This window comes from Actinacidiphila sp. bgisy145 (assembly GCF_057708125.1).
In genome coordinates this window covers 22,033-38,672 of the sequence record NZ_JBYIRL010000027.1, presented here as the reverse complement: position 1 = coordinate 38,672, position 16,640 = coordinate 22,033, and the positions used below count along the sequence as shown (strand labels likewise).

At 73.8% G+C, this 16,640-nt stretch carries 13 protein-coding genes and 1 pseudogene; 10 read left to right on the top strand and 4 right to left on the bottom strand.

Annotation, left to right across the window (positions count from 1 at the left end):
- Window positions 1–28 precede the first annotated feature (28 nt).
- Both AC3ERT_RS23565 and AC3ERT_RS23560 read right to left on the bottom strand, forming a co-directional pair.
- Window positions 29–1,786, bottom strand: a complete 1,758-nt coding sequence (locus AC3ERT_RS23565; RefSeq protein WP_435176628.1) for an ABC transporter ATP-binding protein — start codon at window positions 1,784–1,786, stop codon at window positions 29–31.
- The gene (locus AC3ERT_RS23560; RefSeq protein WP_435176626.1) at window positions 1,783–3,633 is read right to left on the bottom strand and encodes an ABC transporter transmembrane domain-containing protein; all 1,851 of its coding nucleotides are present in this window, start codon (window positions 3,631–3,633) and stop codon (window positions 1,783–1,785) included. The genes AC3ERT_RS23565 and AC3ERT_RS23560 overlap by 4 nt, the downstream gene beginning before the upstream one ends.
- A 298-nt stretch (window positions 3,634–3,931) precedes the next feature.
- On the opposite strand from AC3ERT_RS23560, the gene AC3ERT_RS23555 reads away from it, so the two are divergent.
- The 8 genes from AC3ERT_RS23555 (at window position 3,932) to AC3ERT_RS23520 (ending at window position 10,370) form a co-directional block, all read left to right on the top strand.
- Window positions 3,932–4,207: a GlsB/YeaQ/YmgE family stress response membrane protein gene (locus AC3ERT_RS23555; RefSeq protein WP_335982607.1), complete on the top strand. Its 276-nt coding sequence runs from the start codon at window positions 3,932–3,934 to the stop codon at window positions 4,205–4,207.
- A 181-nt stretch (window positions 4,208–4,388) separates the two neighbouring features.
- A complete protein-coding gene (gene gndA, locus AC3ERT_RS23550) occupies window positions 4,389–5,831 on the top strand; it encodes an NADP-dependent phosphogluconate dehydrogenase (protein WP_335982605.1) in 1,443 nt (480 codons plus the stop codon).
- Between the two features lie 90 nt (window positions 5,832–5,921).
- Window positions 5,922–6,278: a PRC-barrel domain-containing protein gene (locus tag AC3ERT_RS23545; protein ID WP_435134252.1), complete on the top strand. Its 357-nt coding sequence runs from the start codon at window positions 5,922–5,924 to the stop codon at window positions 6,276–6,278.
- Window positions 6,279–6,332: 54 nt separating this feature from the next.
- Window positions 6,333–6,500 (top strand): hypothetical protein, encoded by a 168-nt coding sequence (locus AC3ERT_RS23540; protein WP_435134249.1) that lies wholly within the window; start codon window positions 6,333–6,335, stop codon window positions 6,498–6,500.
- Window positions 6,501–6,518: 18 nt separating this feature from the next.
- The gene (locus AC3ERT_RS23535) at window positions 6,519–7,253 is read left to right on the top strand and encodes a DedA family protein (RefSeq protein WP_435176624.1); all 735 of its coding nucleotides are present in this window, start codon (window positions 6,519–6,521) and stop codon (window positions 7,251–7,253) included.
- A 371-nt stretch (window positions 7,254–7,624) separates the two neighbouring features.
- Window positions 7,625–8,350: a DUF4232 domain-containing protein gene (locus AC3ERT_RS23530; protein WP_435176622.1), complete on the top strand. Its 726-nt coding sequence runs from the start codon at window positions 7,625–7,627 to the stop codon at window positions 8,348–8,350.
- Window positions 8,351–8,510: 160 nt separating this feature from the next.
- Window positions 8,511–9,068 carry a glycoside hydrolase family 25 protein gene (locus AC3ERT_RS23525; RefSeq protein ID WP_335982593.1) on the top strand — a complete coding sequence of 186 codons (558 nt, stop codon included), beginning with the start codon at window positions 8,511–8,513 and terminating at the stop codon, window positions 9,066–9,068.
- A 267-nt stretch (window positions 9,069–9,335) separates the two neighbouring features.
- Window positions 9,336–10,370 (top strand): PHP domain-containing protein, encoded by a 1,035-nt coding sequence (locus tag AC3ERT_RS23520; protein WP_435134239.1) that lies wholly within the window; start codon window positions 9,336–9,338, stop codon window positions 10,368–10,370.
- A gap of 208 nt (window positions 10,371–10,578) precedes the next feature.
- On the opposite strand, the gene AC3ERT_RS23515 is transcribed toward AC3ERT_RS23520, so the two are convergent.
- Both AC3ERT_RS23515 and sthA read right to left on the bottom strand, forming a co-directional pair.
- Window positions 10,579–11,319, bottom strand: a complete 741-nt coding sequence (locus tag AC3ERT_RS23515; RefSeq protein ID WP_435134237.1) for a 3-keto-5-aminohexanoate cleavage protein — start codon at window positions 11,317–11,319, stop codon at window positions 10,579–10,581.
- 72 nt (window positions 11,320–11,391) lie between these two features.
- Window positions 11,392–12,795: a Si-specific NAD(P)(+) transhydrogenase gene (gene sthA / locus AC3ERT_RS23510; protein ID WP_335982587.1), complete on the bottom strand. Its 1,404-nt coding sequence runs from the start codon at window positions 12,793–12,795 to the stop codon at window positions 11,392–11,394.
- Between the two features lie 154 nt (window positions 12,796–12,949).
- Here sthA and AC3ERT_RS23505 point away from each other — a divergent pair.
- Window positions 12,950–13,198 (top strand): annotated as a pseudogene (locus AC3ERT_RS23505) (magnesium transporter CorA); the annotation flags it as partial.
- 125 nt (window positions 13,199–13,323) lie between these two features.
- Entirely contained in the window at window positions 13,324–16,461 is a 3,138-nt protein-coding gene (locus AC3ERT_RS23500; protein ID WP_435176620.1) for a Tn3 family transposase, read from the top strand.
- Window positions 16,462–16,640 lie beyond the last annotated feature (179 nt).

Here is a 16,640-nt window from a genome sequence, read left to right as displayed (position 1 = left end):
CGCGGCAGCCGTGCGGGCCGCACGCCCGTCAGGCCGGAGCGCCGTCCGTGCCGCCGTGCCAGGACGACCACAGCGACGCATAGGTGCCGCGGGCAGCCAGGAGAGCGTCATGGGAGCCCAGTTCGGTCAGACGGCCGTCCTCCATCACCGCCACGCGGTCCGCGTCGTGCGCGGTGTGCAGGCGGTGGGCGATCGCGATCACCGTACGGCCGCGCAGCACGCTCGCCAGGGCGCGTTCGGTGTGCCGGGCGGTGGTCGGGTCCAGCAGCGCGGTCGCCTCGTCGAGGATGAGGGTGTGCGGATCGGCCAGCACGACCCGCGCCAGGGCGAGTTGCTGGGCCTGCGAGCCGTCGGTGCGGTGGCCGCCGTCGCCGACCGCGGTGTCCAGGCCGGCCGGGAGGTCCTCCACCCAGTCCGCGCCCACCGCCGCCAGCGCCGCGAGCAGTTCGGCGTCCTGCGCGGCGGGCGCGGCGATCAGCAGGTTGTCGCGGACCGTGCCCAGGAACACGTGGTGCTCCTGGGTGACCAGCACGACATGGCGGCGCAACTGCTCCGGGTCCAAGGCCGCGACCGGGACACCGCCCACCGTCACCGACCCCGCGTGCGGCGCGTCGATCCCCGCCAGCAGCCGGCTCAGCGTGGTCTTCCCGGCCCCCGACGGACCGACGAGCGCGATCCGCTCCCCGGGCCGCACTGTCAGGTCGACACCCCGCACCACCTCGCGCCCGCCCTCGTAGGAGAAGCGCGCCCCGACCACGTCGATCCGGTCGTCCGCGGGGGTGTCGGCCGCCGCCGGCGCCTGCCGCGCGGCCGCGCCCAGCCCCTCCACCCGGGCGAAGGAGGCACTGCTGCTCTGAAGTTGCTCCACCCACATCATGATCGAGTCCAACGGCTCGGAAACCTGCCGCAGGTACAGCGCCGCGCTCACCACCGCGCCCAGCCCGACCACGCCGTGCGCGCGCAGCATACCGCCGACCACCAGCACCGCGACCACGGGGACGACGTAGGAGACCTCCACGGTGGGGAAGAACACGCTGCGCAGGTCCAGCGTGCGGGTCCTGGCCCGGCGGGAGGACTCGATCGCGTCCCTGCTCGCCGCGACCCGCCGCTCCTGCAAGCCGAAAGCCTCGATCGTCCGGGCACCGGTGACGGTGGCCGTGAGGACCTCGGTGACCGCCGAGTTGGCCGCGCCCTCCGCGAGATAGGCGGCGCGGGCCCGCCGCAGGTACCAGCGCACCGACCAGGAGATCCCCAGCAGCCCGACCAGGCCGCAGCAGCCCAGCAGCGGGTCCAGCAGGAAGACCGCGCCGAAGATGAACAGCGCCTGCACCATGGCGATCAGCACCTCCGGCGCCGCGTCGCGCAGCGTGGTGCCGACCATGGCCACGTCGGTGGTGCCGCGCGCGGTCAGATCGCCGCTGCCGGCCCGCTCCACCACCGAGGCGGGCAGCGCCAGCGCACGGTCCACGAACTGCTCGCGCACCCGCGCCAGCGTGCGCTCGCCGAAGCGGTGCCCCAGGTAGCGGGCGTAGCGGGCGAGCAGGAACTGCGCCGCGGAGAAGACCAGGATGACCAGCGCCATCCGGTCCACGTCGCCCACCCCGGCGCCCTTCTGCACGTCGTCCACGATCCGGCCGACCAGCCACGGACCGACCAGACCGGCCGCCGCGGCCAGCGCGTTCAGCCCGAGCACGCCGGCGAACGCCCACCGGTCGGCCCGCACCAGGCGCCCGCCCGCCCGCGCGACCTCCCGCGGCCCGGCCACCGGCAACTGCCGCGGCGTCATCGCCCCGCCTCCTCGGCCCGCGCCCGCCCGTCCATCGCGCCCGCCCCGCCGCCCGGCCCCGCCCCGCCGCCCGGCCCCGCCCCGCCGCCCGGCCCCGCCCCGCCGCCCGGCGCCGGCCCCGGCACCTGCCCGGCGTGCTCCTCCTCCGCCGCGCTGCGGTCCACCAGCAGCCGGTAGCCCGGCTCGCGGCGCAGCAGGTCGCGGTGGGTGCCCGAGGCGGCCACCTTGCCGTCGACGAGGTACTGCACGGTGTCGGCCTGGTCGAGCAGCACCGGCGAGGTGCCGGTGACCACCGTGGTGCGGCCGGTCCGGGCAGCCCGCAGCCGGGCCGCGACGGCCGCCTCGGTGTGGGCGTCGAGCGCGGAGGTCGGCTCGACCGCCATGAGCACCTCGGGTTCGGCCAGCAGCGCCCGCACCAGCCGCACGCGCTGGCGCTGCCCGCCGGAGAGGTTGCGGGCCTGTGCGTCCATCGCGGTGCCGAGCCCCTCGGGCAGCCCGGCCACCACGTCCTGCGCCGCGGCGTCCCCGACGGCCCGGGCGACCGCCTCGTCGTCGTGCGCCCGCCGGCCGGCCACCATCTCCCGCAGCGTCCCGGCGAACAGGTCCGCCTCGTTGTCGGCGACCAGGAGCCGGTCGCGGACCTGCGCGGCCGGCACGTCCGCCAGCCGGACCCCGCCCCAGGTCACGTCCGCGCGCCGGAACCCGCCGAGCCGGTCGACGACCTCCGCCGACTCGGCCGGCCGGGCGCTGACCAGCGCGGTGAGCCGCCCCGGCGCCACCACCACCCCGGAGTCCGGGTCGCGCAGCACCGAGGGCCCGGCGGGCGCGTCCGCCGCGCCCTCCTGCCGTTCGCCCCCCTCGGGCGCCAGCGCCAGGAAGCCCACCACCCGCTTCGCGGCCACCAGCCCGCGGGTGATGTCGTAGCCGCACTCGATGAAGAACGCCACCGGCATCACCAGCACCGCGACATAGCCGTAAACCCCGACGAACTCGCCCACCGACAGGGTGCCCTGGACGGCGAGGCGCGCCGCGAGCCAGGTGACGAGCGCGAGGAAGAGCGTCGGGAGCCCCACACCGAGCGCCTGCACCCAGCTCGTCACGGCCCCGACCCGGTACCCCTGCGCCGTCAGCTCGGCGGACTCCCGGCGGAAGGCGTCGGCGAACAGCTGCTTGCCGCCCAGCCCGTTGAGCACCCGCAGGCCCCCCGACAGGTCGCCGATCCGCGCGGTCAGTCCGCCCTGCCGCTCGCGGTAGACCGACTCCGCCCCGCGCAGCCGCCCCAGCAGCGGACCGACCAGCAGGGCGATCACCGGCACCCCGAGCAGCACCACCAGCCCCAGGGACACCGACATCGACAGCAGCAGCACCGCCACCACCAGATAGGCGATCACCGAGCCGAGCCCCGGTCCGGTCATCGTCAGGGACTGGCTGATCTGCTGGACGTCGGTCACGCCGATGGTGACGACCTCGCCGGCGCCCGCCTGCCGCGACAGGTCCGCCCCCAGCCGGTTGGCCTGCGCGATGACCGACTTGACCGTGCGGAAGGTCGCGTCCATCCGCAGCCGCGTCATCGTGCGGTGCCGCATGGTGCTGACCCAGGCGTTGAAGGTGCCCAGCGCCAGCAGGACGCCGCTCCAGGCGAGCAGCGGACCGGTGCGGCCGGGCTCCAGCCCGTCGTCGACGGCCCGGGTCAGGACGTAGGGCGTGAGGACCATCAGGACCATCCACACGGTGCCGAGCACCGCGCCGCCCAGGGTGCGGCCCGGCTGGCGGGCCAGCAGCCACCACAGGTAGCGGCCCGGGCCGCGGCGTTCGGGCGTGCCGGGGTCGGCGTACGCGTCGATCACGAGCGGGCCCCGCGGGTCCGCCGGTCCTGGAGGTGCGCGCGGTCCTGGAGGTGCGCGCGGTGCGGTCGGGGCCGGTCGGTCGCCTGGGATCGGTGCATGGCCGCCAGCCTCCCAGAGCACCCGGCCGCCGGGCCAACGTATATCCGGCCCACCCCTCGGCTGCCGGCCCGGCCGGCCCACCCCTCGGCCGCCGGCCCGGCCGTCGCAGCGGCGTCGCAGACATGTCCCGGCCCCGTAACAAGCCGCCGTACGGCGGAAATCACGGTGTGCGCCGCGGGCGCCGGGGCATATGGCCGACATGGGAATCATCGGTTGGATCATTCTGGGACTGCTCGCAGGAGCGATCGCAAAGCTGCTGCTGCCCGGGCGCGACCCGGGCGGGGTGCTCGGCACCACCGTCATCGGCATCATCGGGGCCTTCCTCGGCGGCTGGCTGTCGGCCAAGGTGCTCGGCCACCCGGTGCCGCACCACTTCTTCGACCGCTCGACATGGCTGGCCGCGATCGTCGGCTCGCTGGTATTGCTCATCGCCTACCGGCTGGTCTTCGGCGACTCGCGCGACCGACGACGGTGAGCCGCGGGCCGCGGCGGACCCCCGCCCGGCCCGCGGCCGCACCCCCCAGCCAGCCGCCGCTCCACGCCCGCACCGCCGCCGTCCACCCGAACGGCCGCAGTGCGACGGCCCGGCACCCTCCCGCCGCGCACAATGACCGGGAGCGGCCCCACGACCCCGGCGCGGCAACCAGGAGCGGAAGATGAGCGCAACAGCGGACATCGGCGTGACCGGCCTCGCGGTCATGGGCAGCAACCTCGCCCGCAACTTCGCCCGCCACGGCTTCACCGTGGCGCTGCACAACCGCACCACCGCGAAGACCACCGCCCTCGTCGAGGAGCACGGCGACGAGGGGGACTTCGTGCCCGCCCGCACCCCCGAGGAGTTCGTGGCCGCGCTGAAGCGCCCGCGCCGCCTGATCGTCATGGTCAAGGCGGGCGACCCCACCGACGCGGTGATCCGCGAGTTCGCCCCGCTGCTGGAGGACGGCGACGTCATCATCGACGGCGGCAACGCCCACTTCGAGGACACCCGGCGCCGTGAGCGGGAACTGCGCGAGCAGGGCATCCACTTCGTCGGCACCGGCATCTCCGGCGGCGAGGAGGGCGCGCTCAACGGCCCGTCGATCATGCCCGGCGGCTCCACCCGGTCGTACGAGTCGCTCGGCCCGCTGCTGGAGCGGATCGCCGCGAAGGCCAAGGACGGCACGCCCTGCACCACCCACATCGGCCCGGACGGCGCCGGCCACTTCGTGAAGATGGTGCACAACGGCATCGAGTACGCCGACATGCAGCTCATCGCCGAGGCGTACGACCTGCTGCGCGCCGTCGGCGGCTACACCCCCGAGCAGATCAGCGGCATCTTCCGCACCTGGAACACCGGACGGCTCGACTCCTACCTGATCGAGATCACCGCCGAGGTGCTGGCCCACACCGACGCCGCGACCGGCCGCCCCTTCGTGGACGTCGTCGCCGACGCGGCCGAGCAGAAGGGCACCGGCCGCTGGACCGTGCAGACCGCGCTGGACCTGGGCGTGCCCGTCTCCGGGATCGCCGAGGCGGTCTTCGCCCGCTCGGTGTCCGGCCACACCGACCTGCGCGCCGCCTCCCGCGACCTGCCAGGACCGCGGGCGAAGGCCCTGACCGGTCAGGCCGCCGCCGACTTCGCCGACCAGGTCGAGCAGGCCCTGTACGCGTCGAAGATCGTCTCCTACACCCAGGGCTTCCACCAGATCCAGGCCGGCAGCGACACCTACGACTGGGACATCGACCTGGGCCGGATCGCGGCGATCTGGCGCGGCGGCTGCATCATCCGGGCCGCGTTCCTCGACCGGATCACCGCCGCCTACGACGGCCGCCCCGACCTGCCGAGCCTGCTGTCCGACCCGCGCTTCGCCGCCGAGATCGGCGCCGCCCAGGACGACTGGCGGGCCGTGGTGTCCGCCGCGGTGTCCGGCGGGGTGCCCGTCCCCGGCTTCTCCGCCGCCCTCGCCTACTACGACGCGCTGCGCGCCGAACGGCTGCCCGCCGCTCTCACCCAGGGCCAGCGCGACTTCTTCGGCGCCCACACCTACCGGCGCGCCGACCGCGACGGCACCTTCCACACGCTGTGGGGCGGCAGCCGCGACGAGGTCGAGGCCGGCTGAACCGCGTGGCATCGCGCCGCGGGGGAAGGAAACCCCGCACAGGGCCCTTGCCCGGCCCGCTGACGTACCCCGGCGAAAGGCAGGTGGGCGATGATCGAACCCGCGGATCTGCGCGAGTGGCGCGACCACGACGTGGTCGACGAGGACCACCACAAGATCGGCGTCCTCGAGGCGGTCTACGTGGACACCACCACCGACCGCCCCGCCGTCGTCACGGTACGGACCGGGCTGCCCACGCGCCACCGGCTGCTGTTCGTCCCCGTCCGCGAGGCGGTCGCGGGCCCCGGCTACGTCCGCGTCCCCTACCCCAAGTCCCTGCTGAAGGCCGCCCCCTCGATCGGCACCGACGACGTGCTGCCCGCCGAGGACGAGGAGGCGATCTTCCAGCACTACGGGCTGCCGTACGAGCCGGCCGCCAAGGGCACCAGGCTGCTCGCCCGCCGCTGAGCCGCACACCCGCGAGCCCGCGCATCCGCCCCTCGCCCGGAAAGGACCCGGAACGTGACCCTGTTCCTCCTGCTGATCATCCTGGCGATGGTCCTCGGGCTGATCGGCGCGGTCGCCGGGGGCCTCGGCGTGCTGCTCGTGATCGGCGTCGTGCTGTTCGTCGCGGACCTGGCGTGGGGCGCGTGGCGGCTGCGCCGCAGGCGTTCGCGGCCGGTCCGCTGAGGCGGGGCCGGTGACCGGATGAGCTCCGTCACCGACTGGCTCGCGCACTCCTCGGGCCCGGTCGTCTACGCCGTCGTCGGCGCCCTCGTCTTCTGCGAGGACGCCCTCTTCTTCGGTTTCGTGCTGCCCGGCGAGACCGCGGCGGTGCTCGGCGGGGTGATCGCCAGCCAGGGCGGGGTGTCGGTGTTCTGGCTGTGCGTGGTGGTGGTGCTCGCCGCGATCGCCGGGGACAGCGTCGGCTACGAGGTGGGCCGGCGGTTCGGCCCGCGCATCCTGGACAGCCGGGCGCTGCGCGCCCACCACGAACGCATCGCCCACGCCCAGGAGCTGATCCGCAGGCGCGGCCCGGCCGCGGTCTTCCTCGGCCGCTTCATCGCCTTCTTCCGCGCCCTGATGCCGGCGCTCGCGGGCATGTCCCGGATGCCCTACCGGGTCTTCCTCGTCTTCAACGCGGCCGGCGGGATCGTCTGGGGCGTCGGCTTCACCCTGCTCGGCTACTACGCGGGCGACGCGTACAAGCGGGTGGAGCGTACGGCGGGCACGGCCGTCGCGGTCGTCGTCGCGGTGGTCGTGGTCGGGGCGGTCGTCTACTGGCACTTCAAGCGGCGCGGGCGCGAGTCCAAGCCCCCGGCGGAGCCGGACGGTTCGCAGAGCGAGAGCGGGGGCGAGGCCGACCGGGCGCCGGGCGGTACGTCCGGTGGCGGCGCCCACCGCGCGCCGGACCCCGACGGCGACTCCGACGCGGACCACTGACGGCGGCCTGCTCGGTCAGGCCGCGGCCTGCCACCCCGGAAGCGTGGGCAGCACGCTCTGCGCGACCCCCACCAGTACCACGGCCGCGACCGCCTGCCCCCACGCGCTCCCGCTCTTTTCGGGCGCACTGCCGTTCCCCGTCGCACATCCCCCCCACCTGCGATGATCCCCCGATACGAGGCTGGACCCCAACCGGTGGTCCCCGGCGGTACAAGGTGATCACCCGTCAGTTCGCCCCGGTGTCGGGGCGGGTGCGTAGGGGGTGCGCCTGTGCCGGCAGCGGTTCGAACAGGGCGTACAGAATGTGCGGATACGGCAACAATCCGTGGTGCCGACGGTTCGGAGGGGCCCGGAGCGAGAACGCGGTAGATATGCGTACCACGACGTTCCTGTCACCGCGCGGCCGGCGGACGCCCGCCGGGCGGCACCCGCTGGCGCGTACCGCACCGCTGGCCGCAGCGGTGGCCACGGTCCTCGCGCTCGGCGCCGCCGGCTGCGGCAACGGCGGCACCGGCGGCACCGGCACGGCGGCCGCCGCCTCCACCCGGCCGGCCGCGTCGGACAGCCCCGCGCCCACCACCACCGACGACTCCGCCTCCCCGTCGGCGGCGCCGCAGGGCACGACCGCGCCCGGGACCGCCGCCGCCTCGCCGCAGGCCACGGACGGCGACGCCCCCACGACCGTACGGGCCGAGGCGGCCGGCAGCCGATGCACCGTCACCGACCTGACGATGCGGCTCGGCCGCGGCGACCCGGGCGCGGGCCAGCTGTACTACCCGCTGCTGTTCACGAACACCTCGTCGCACCCCTGCGTCCTCGACGGCTTCCCCGGGGTCTCCCTGATCCGGGGCGACGGCACCACGATCGGCCGCCCCGCCGGGCGGGAGGGGCCCAAGGGCGCCGTGGTCCCCCTGAAGCCGGGCGCGACCGTGGAGGCGGACCTGCACACGCTCAACCAGGGCGTGCGCGGGAACAGTTGCTGGGGCCGGCCGACCCTGGTCAAGGCATACCCGCCCGGCTCGCGGGACGCCATGGCCCTGGCGACCGCCGACCCCGTCGTCTGCGGCGACACCTTCGAGGTCGGCAGTGTGCACTGAGCCGCTCCGCTCCGGCGGAACCGCTACCGGCCGCGAGCGGGTCCGTACCGGTGACCACGCCCGTGCACGCCACCGCCGACCCGCCCGCCCCCGCACCCCCGACCCGTGAACCCACCGTCGACGAACCAGCGCACCGCACCACGTGAGGGAAAGGCCCGCCATGACCATCAAGGGCATCGACGTCGCTTCCTACCAGTCCAGCACCTTCAGCACCTCCGGCCTGGCCTTCGTGATGGTCAAGGCCACCGAGGGCACCGGCTACGTCAACCCCCGGCACGCCGCCCAGGTCGCGCACGCCCGGGCCGAGGGCGTCGCCGTCGGCCACTACCACTTCGCCCGGCCCGGCTCCGTCTCCGACCAGGTCGCCTACTTCCGCAAGCACGCCGGGATCAAGGCCGGCGACATCCTCGCCATGGACTGGGAGGACACCGGCGTGAGCTGCGCGGAGAAGGACTCCTTCATCAAGGCGCTCCAGAAGGCCGCCCCCACCCACCGGGTGCTGCTCTACTGCAACCGCGACTACTGGCTGCACCGCGACACCACCTCCTTCTGCGGCGACGGCCTGTGGATCGCGGACCCGGGCGCGAAGGCGGGCCACCCGCGGGTGAAGCACCCCTGGACCATCCACCAGTACAGCTCGGCCGACGGCCTGGACCGCAATGTCGCCGCCTTCGCCGACAAAGACGCGCTCACCGCCTGGGCGGCGAAGGGGAATTAGGCAGCGGCGGCGTACGAGCCGTTCCCGGGCACGTCCTGGTCCTCCGCCGGCCGCAAGCCGCCGATCGAGCACTGCGAACAAGGACGTGAGCGGCACCACAAGGGGTGGAGCGGCGCCGCCCTCAAGTGGCCGCCCGGCAAGGAGAGCTGGGACGCCCTCCAGGTGCCGAACGTCTCAGCCGCGGGGGACCGCGGAGCCGCGGGGCCGGGCGGGTGACGCGGGCCCGCCCGGCCGTTAGCCGCGGCCCCGGGCGGGAACAGCGCCACCATGGAGCCCATCGAGGCACTCGACCGGATCGCGTTCCTGCTGGAGAGCGCCCTCGCGCCCACCTACCGGGTACGGGCCTTCCGGCGCGCCGCCGACATCGTCGCCGCACTCCCGCCCGGCGAGGTCGAGCGGCGCGCCCGCAACGGGCGGCTGACCGACCTCGCCGGCATCGGCAAGACCACCGCCCAGGTCATCGCCGACGCCTGCGCCGGCCGCACCCCCGCCTACCTCGCCGACCTCGAACGCCGCCGGCCCGCCCCACCCGCCGACGGCGCCGGGCAGGCCCTGCGCGCGGCCCTGCGCGGCGACTGCCATGTGCACTCCGACTGGTCCGACGGCGGCAGCCCGATCGAGGCGATGGCCCGCACCGCCCGCGACCTCGGCCACTCCTGGATGGTCCTCACCGATCACAGCCCGCGCCTGAAGATCGCCCGCGGCCTCACCACGGAACGGCTCCTGCGCCAACTCGACGTCGTCGCCGAACTCAACGAACGCCTCGCCCCCTTCCGCGTGCTCACCGGCATCGAGTGCGACATCCTCCCCGACGGCTCCCTCGACCAGAGCGACGAACTGCTCGACCGCCTCGACCTCGTCGTCGCCTCCGCGCACTCCGAACTCCGCATGCCCGCCCGCGACTTCACCCGCCGCCTCGTCAACGCCGTCGGCAACCCCCTCGTCGACATCCTCGGCCACTGCACCAACCGCCTCATCGGCGACACCAAGCAGCGCCCCGAGTCCACCTTCGACGCCGAAGCCGTCTTCGCCGCCTGCGCCCGCTCCCACACCGCCGTCGAGATCAACAGCAGCCCCCACCGCCTCGACCCGCCCCACCCCCTCCTCACCCTCGCCCGCGACCTCGGCACCCTCTTCTCCATCGACTCCGACGCCCACGCCCCCGGCCAACTCGCCTGGCAACTCCACGGCTGCGCCCTGGCCGAAGCCGCCTCCATCCCCCCTTCCCGCATCCTCACCACCTGGTCCACCCCCACCCTCCTCACCTGGACCACCACCCGCACCCTCCCACCCCCCGAGTAGCCCCCACCCGCCACCCCCCTACCGCGGAGGAGTGAAGCCGGGGCGCAGGGGGCGGGGTTCGGGACGTTCGTATATTTGTGGCGCGGAAAGCAAGGGCAGGTTCGCGGAAGACGCGCAGGCGCCGTAAATATGCAGTCCCGAACCCCGCCCCCGGAGCCCCGGCGCCCCCGCCCCCGCAGCCTTGGCGCCCCAACGCCCCCGCATCACCTCAACCCGCCGCCGCCACCTCAGCAAGAGCCGCCCGTACAAGCTCCGCATTGTCCACGGCCGCGCCCCCGTCCGGGAGGACCACCGTGTCCTCCAGCCCGATCCGCACGTCAAGCCCCCGGCCCGCCGCGCACCGCAACACCGCCCAGGCACCCCCTTCCTCCCCATGCAGCAGCACCGGCCCCCGCGCGGCACGATCCAGCCCGTCCAGCGCGGCGAGTTCATCGAGCAGCGCGACCGCGGTCCCGGGCGCCGTCACCGGATCGTGGTCCACGACCTCCGCCAGCACCCGCACCAACCGCCGCACATGCGGCCACCTCCGCAACCGCACCGCCGCATCCGTCCCCGAGAACACCCCCGCCTCGACCCCGACCCCCACCTCCAGCAGCGCCTCCGCGACGATCTCGGCCCCCTCCTCGTGCCAGTTCACGGACGCGTGGTCCGGCAGCACCGACCACGACCGCACCAGCGCGGCCCGCCGCCGCGGGTCCGGCTCGGTCCACGCCCCGGTGGTCACCCCGATGGGCACCCCGGGCGCGGACGCCCGCACCGCCGCGACCGCGGCGTCCACACTCACCGCCGCCATCGTCTCCTCGCCCTTCCCGTCCCTGGGATGGACATGCACCGCCCGGGCCCCGGCCCGTACGGCCTGCGCCGCGGCGTCCCCCAACTCCCACGCCGTCACCGGCACCGCCGCACCCGCGCCCTGCCCCCGACCACCGTTCAGACATACCTGCAGCATCCCGCGATCATCCCAGCCGCCCCCCGCCGGAGGCCGCTCCGACCCGCCCTGCCACCCGGTGGCGGGTGCCGGTCAGGTGTCGAGGCGGTCGATCTGGCGGATCTTGTTGGTGACGTCGAGGGCGGCGACTTTATAAGACTCGGCCAACGTGGGGTAGTTGAAGACGGCGTCGACGAGGTAGTCGACGGTGCCGCCGCAGCCCATGACGGCGCTGCCGATGTGGATGAGCTCGGTGGCACCGGTGCCGAAGCAGTGGACGCCCAGCAGGCGGCGGTCGGTGGGGGAGACGAGGAGCTTGAGCATGCCGTGGGCGTCGCCGATGATCTGGCCGCGGGCCAGCTCGCGGTAGCGGGAGACGCCGACCTCGAAGGGGACGGCGGCCTCGGTGAGCTCGTCCTCGGTGCGGCCGATGAAGCTGATCTCGGGGATGGTGTAGATGCCGATCGGCTGGAGCTCGGGCATGCCGTGCACGGGCTCGTCGAAGGCGTGGTAGGCGGCAGTGCGGCCCTGCTCCATGGAGGTGGCGGCGAGCGCGGGGAAGCCGATCACGTCGCCGACGGCGTAGATGTGCGGCACCGCGGTGCGGTAGTGCTCGTCGACCGCGATCCTGCCGCGCTTGTCCGCGGCCAACCCGGCCCGGTCCAGGCAGAGTCCGTCGGTGAGGCCCTGGCGCCCGGCGGAGTACATCACTGCGTCGGCGGCGATCTTCTTGCCGCTGGCGAGCACCGTGAGAGTGCCCCGCTCGTGGCGCTCGACGGCCGCGACCGTCTCGCCGAAGCGGAAGGTCACCGCGAGGTCGCGCAGGTGGTACTTGAGCGCCTCGACCACCTCGCCGTCGCAGAACCCGAGCATGCCCTCGCGCTGCTCGACCACCGTGACCTTGCTGCCGAGCGCGGCGAACATCGAGGCGTACTCCATGCCGATCACTCCGGCGCCGACGATCACCATGGAGCGCGGCACCCGGTCCATGCTCAGCACGCTGTCGGAGTCCAGCACCGTACGGTCGTCGAACTCCACGCTCGCCGGGCGCGCCGGGCGGGTGCCGGTCGCGACGACCACGAAGTCCGCGGTCACCGCCCGCTCCCGGCCGGCCGCGTCGGTGACGGCCACGGTGTGCTCGTCGAGGAAGCGGCCGGTGCCCGGCAGCAGCTGCACCTGGTTGCGGCTGAGCTGGCTGCGGATCACGTCGACCTCGCGCCCGACCACGTGCTCGGTCCTGGCGGTCAGGTCCCCGATGGTGATGTCGTCCTTGAGCCGGTAGCTCTGCCCGTACAGGTCGCGCTGGTTGAGCCCGGTGAGGTAGAGCACCGCCTCGCGGAGCGTCTTGGACGGGATGGTGCCGGTGTGCAGGGACACCCCGCCCAGCGACGCCGGGCGGTCCACGATCGCCGCCCGTCTGCCGAGCTTGGCCGCGGCGATCGCCGCCTTCTGCCCGCCGGGACCCGAACCGATGACCAGTATGTCGTAGTCGCGCACCCGCAGAGTCTGCCATCGCCGCCCCCGGCACCGTAACCCGTACGGGGGCGGCGGTTCGGTGACTTCTGCGTGCCGCGGCCCGGCCCGGGCACACGGACCGGCGGGCGGGCGCGCGGGTGATAGATCCGCACGCCGCCGAGGAAGGGATGTCCCCGTGATCGTCGACTGCGCTCTGTACCGTGACGGCCGCCGCACCCGCACCCCGGACGACCTGTCGGCCGCGCTCGCCCGGGCCCGCGGCCAGGGCGACTCCTTCCTGTGGATCGGCGTGCACGACCCCACCGAACCGGAGTTCGCGGACATCGCCGCCGCGCTGGAACTGCACCCGCTGGCCGTCGAGGACGTCGTCAAGGCCCACCAGCGGCCCAAGCTGGAGATCTACCCCGGCGCGCTGTTCGGCCTCGGGGAACATCGGTACAGCGGTTGGCGCTGAGAGCGATCATGGTCGGCTAGCACACCGGCCAGTGGCTCTGCTGGGGTTCGCGGAAAGATCGCCGGGCGGGTGCTGGGGCTGGCTACGGTCCGCTCGTGCCGGTGGAGTTTCTGACTGATGAGCAGGCCGAGGCGTACGGGAAGTTCGCCGAGGAGCCGACCCGCCCCGAGCTGGAGCGGTTCTTCTTCCTGGACGACGTCGACCGCGATCTGATCGCCCGGCGCCGCTCCGCGCACCACCAGCTCGGCTTCGCGCTCCAGATGTGCACGGTGCGCTACATCGGCCGGTTTCTCCCGGACGACCCGCTGGATGCGCCGTGGCCGGTGGTCGAGCACCTGGCCGCGCAGCTCGGCATCGAGGACCCGTCGGTGGTGAAGCGGTACACCGAGCGGCCGAAGACGGCGTACGAGCACGCGTGGGAGATCCGGGACGCCTACGAGTACCACGAGTACGACGACGCGGAGTGGTCCCGGCGGTTCCGCACCTTCCTGCACGGGCGGGCGTGGACGCACGCCGAGGGGCCGAAGGCGCTGTTCGATCACGCGGTGGGCTGGCTGCGCCGTAATCGGGTGCTGCTGCCCGGGGTGTCGGTGCTGGCCCGGCAGGTGGCGGAGGTGCGGAAGGTCGCGGACAAGCGGCTGCACGCCACGGTCGCGGGGGCCGCCCGCCGCGCGGACCCGGCGTTGCCCGGGGATTTGGTGGCGACACTGAAGACGCCGGAGGGCTCGCGGTTCTCGGAGCTGGAGCGGCTGCGCCGGCCGCCGACGCGGACGACGGGGACGGCGTTCGCCCGCGCGCTGGAGCGGGTGGACGAGATCGGCGCATACCGGCTCGGCAGGTTGCGGCTGTCGCAGATCCCGCCGAACCGGATGGCGGCGCTGGCCCGGTACGCGCTGGGGTCGAAGGCGCCGCTGCTGGAGCGGGCTCAGGAGCCGAAGCGCACGGCGATGCTCACCGCGGTGATGCGGCACCTGGAGGCGAAGGCGATCGACGAGGCCCTGGACCTGTTCCAGGTCCTCATGGCCACCCGGCTGCTGAACACGGCGAAGCGCAAGACGGAGAAGGAACGGCTGTCGACGCTGCCGCAGCTGGAGAAGGCGTCACGGGTACTCGCGCGAGCGGCGAGGGTGCTGTTCGAGGAGCTGGAGCTGGTCGAGGAACACGAGGCGGACCTGAACGTGGCCGCGCTCTGGGCAGCCGTGGAGGAAGTGGCCCCGCGCGCCGCCGTGATGACCGCGGCGGCCACCGTGGTGACTCTGGTGCCCGAGGACGAGAACTCGGCCGAGGTCGCCATGCGGGCCGCGCTCGCGAACCGGTACGCCACGGTGCGCCCGTTCCTCGCGCTGCTGGGTGAGTCGAAGGCCCTGGACGCGGCGAGCGCCGGGAAGCGGGTCCTGGCCGGGGTGCGCGGCCTGCCGGCGCTGGCGCGGCGGAAGACGGGGGTCAAACCGCTGCTGCCGCGCGAGGTGGACGACAAGCTGGTGCCGCCGGCGTGGCGCAAGGCGGTGTACGCCAACCCGGACCTGCCGCAGGGCGCGGTGGACCGGGACGCGTACGTGGTGTGCGTGCTGGAGCAGCTGCACCGGGCCCTGAACAACCGCGACGTCTTCGCCTCGCCCTCGCACCGCTGGTCCAACCCGCGGGCCCGCCTGCTGGACGGGCCCGACTGGGACGCGGTCGAGGAGGACGTCCTGGCGGCCCTGAGCCTGGACATGCCCGTCACCGAGCACCTGGCGGAGCTGGTGCTCGGCCTGGACGCCGGATGGAAGCAGCTCGCGACACGTCTGGAGGAGGCGGGGCCGGCGGCGAAGGTCTCCATCGAGGTCCAGGAAGACGGGCGGGTGAAGCTGAACGTCGACAAGCTCGGCGCGCTCGGCGAGCCGAAGTCGTTGACCTGGCTGCGCCAGCGGGTCGAGAAGATGCTCCCGAAGATCGACCTGCCGGACCTTTTGTTCGAGGTGAACGCCTGGACCGGGTTCCTCGACGCCTTCGTGCACCTCGGCGACGGCACGACCCGGATGAAGGACCTGCCCACCTCGGTGGTCGCGCTGCTGGTCTCGGAGGCGTGCAACATCGGCCTGGCCCCGGTGGTCAACCCCGGGTACGAGGCTCTGACCCGGGCCCGGCTTGTGCACGTCGACCAGTACTACCTACGCGCCGACACCATCGCCGCGGCGAACGCACGGCTGATCGCCGCCCAGGCCGGCATCCCGATCGTGCGCTACTGGGGCGACGGACTGCTGGCCTCTGTGGACGGGCTGCGCTTCCAGGTGCCGGTGCGCACCATCAACGCCGCCCCGTCGCCGAAGTACTTCGGGTTCAAGCGCGGCATCACCTGGCTCAACGCCGTCAACGACCAGGTCGCGGGCATCGGGCAGATGGTCGTCCCCGGCACCCCGCGCGACTCCCTGCACATCCTGGACGCCCTGCTGAACCTGGACGGCGGGGTGAAGCCGGAGATGGTGGCGACCGACAACGCCTCGTACTCCGACATGGTGTTCGGCCTGTTCAAGATCCTCGGCTACAACTTCAGCCCCCGGTTCCGCGACCTGGACGACCAGCGGTTCTGGCGGGCCACGATGCCCGGCGTCGAGACCGGCGCGTACGGCGCGGTGGAGGACTTGGCCCGCAACCGCGTGAACCTGAACAAGGTGATCACGCACTGGCCCGACATGCTGAAGGTCGCCGGTTCCCTGGTCACCAATCAGGTCCGCGCCTACGACCTGCTCCGCATGTTCGGCCGCGACGGCCGCCCCACCCCGCTCGGGGCGGCGTTCGCGGAATACGGGCGGATCGCCAAGACCGAACATCTGCTGCGGGTGGTCGACCCGGTGGACGACACCTACCGCCGGCAGATGAACCGGCAGCTCACCGTGCAGGAGTCCCGCCACAAGCTCGCCCGGGACGTGTGTCACGGCAAGCGCGGCACCATCCACCAGGCGTACCGCGACGGCATGGAGGACCAGCTCGGCGCGCTCGGCCTGGTCCTCAACGCCATCGTGCTCTGGACGACGAAGTACATCGACGCCGCCGTCGCCCAGCTCCGCGCCGAAGGCCACGAGATCCGCGACGGGGACATCGCCCGCCTGTCCCCGCTCAAGCACCGCAACCTGAACTTGCTCGGCCGCTACAGCTTCACCGCCAGCGTCCCGGCCGCCGGCGCTCTGCGCCCACTGCGCGACCCGGACGCGCCCGAGCTGGACGAGGACGACGACGGGGGTGAGCCAGACTAGTCGTGGCCGACCAGCGGGCCGGGTACCGCGCCCGGCACTGCGGGCGCGGCGGGAGTCCCGGCGGCTACGGGCCAGGCAGCCTGGCCCGTGCGGGCACCCATGGTCCAGAGCGCCCCTTCGCCGCTCCTCAGCTCTACAGCACCATCCGTGCGTACGGCGACGAGGTGGGGTCTGCCATG

Excerpts from the sequence above, each read along its gene's own strand:
- AC3ERT_RS23515 (WP_435134237.1), bottom strand. The coding sequence starts at position 11,319 with ATGCTGCAGGTATGTCTGAACGGTGGTCGGGGGCAGGGCGCGGGTGCG.
- AC3ERT_RS23565 (WP_435176628.1), bottom strand. The coding sequence starts at position 1,786 with ATGACGCCGCGGCAGTTGCCGGTGGCCGGGCCGCGGGAGGTCGCGCGG.
- AC3ERT_RS23555 (WP_335982607.1), top strand. The coding sequence starts at position 3,932 with ATGGGAATCATCGGTTGGATCATTCTGGGACTGCTCGCAGGAGCGATC.
- AC3ERT_RS23530 (WP_435176622.1), top strand. The coding sequence starts at position 7,625 with ATGCGTACCACGACGTTCCTGTCACCGCGCGGCCGGCGGACGCCCGCC.
- AC3ERT_RS23520 (WP_435134239.1), top strand. The coding sequence starts at position 9,336 with ATGGAGCCCATCGAGGCACTCGACCGGATCGCGTTCCTGCTGGAGAGC.
- AC3ERT_RS23525 (WP_335982593.1), top strand. The coding sequence starts at position 8,511 with ATGACCATCAAGGGCATCGACGTCGCTTCCTACCAGTCCAGCACCTTC.
- gndA (WP_335982605.1), top strand. The coding sequence starts at position 4,389 with ATGAGCGCAACAGCGGACATCGGCGTGACCGGCCTCGCGGTCATGGGC.
- AC3ERT_RS23535 (WP_435176624.1), top strand. The coding sequence starts at position 6,519 with ATGAGCTCCGTCACCGACTGGCTCGCGCACTCCTCGGGCCCGGTCGTC.
- AC3ERT_RS23545 (WP_435134252.1), top strand. The coding sequence starts at position 5,922 with ATGATCGAACCCGCGGATCTGCGCGAGTGGCGCGACCACGACGTGGTC.